The organism is Arthrobacter sp. SIMBA_036 (assembly GCF_046535135.1).
Classification (GTDB): domain Bacteria; phylum Actinomycetota; class Actinomycetes; order Actinomycetales; family Micrococcaceae; genus Arthrobacter.
Genome location: NZ_JAWRXG010000231.1, coordinates 1 through 265 on the forward strand (window position 1 = coordinate 1; position 265 = coordinate 265).

The following is a 265-nucleotide window of genomic DNA, read 5'->3' on the forward strand; positions in this document are numbered from 1 at the left end:
GGGTGTTTCGACCGACAGCGTCGACAGCAGCCCGAGACCCATGGCCATAATCGCGGCACCAGCAATCGGAAACAGTCGATAGCGCCCGGTGCGGCTGATTATCTGGCCGCTGGCGATCGAGCTGGTCAGGACGCCTGCCATCATCGGCGTGAGATGGAGTCCTGCCGAAAGAGGTGTGAGCCCTTTGACCACCTGCATGTAGAGCGGCAGGTAGGTCACGGATCCAAACATGGCCAGCCCCACCACGAGGCTGACGGAGCCGCAG

General features: G+C 62.6%; 1 pseudogene. It reads right to left on the bottom strand.

The window, feature by feature from the left end:
* Positions 1-246, bottom strand: a pseudogene (locus SB659_RS19730) (EmrB/QacA family drug resistance transporter); the annotation flags it as partial.
* Positions 247-265: the final 19 nt, after the last annotated feature.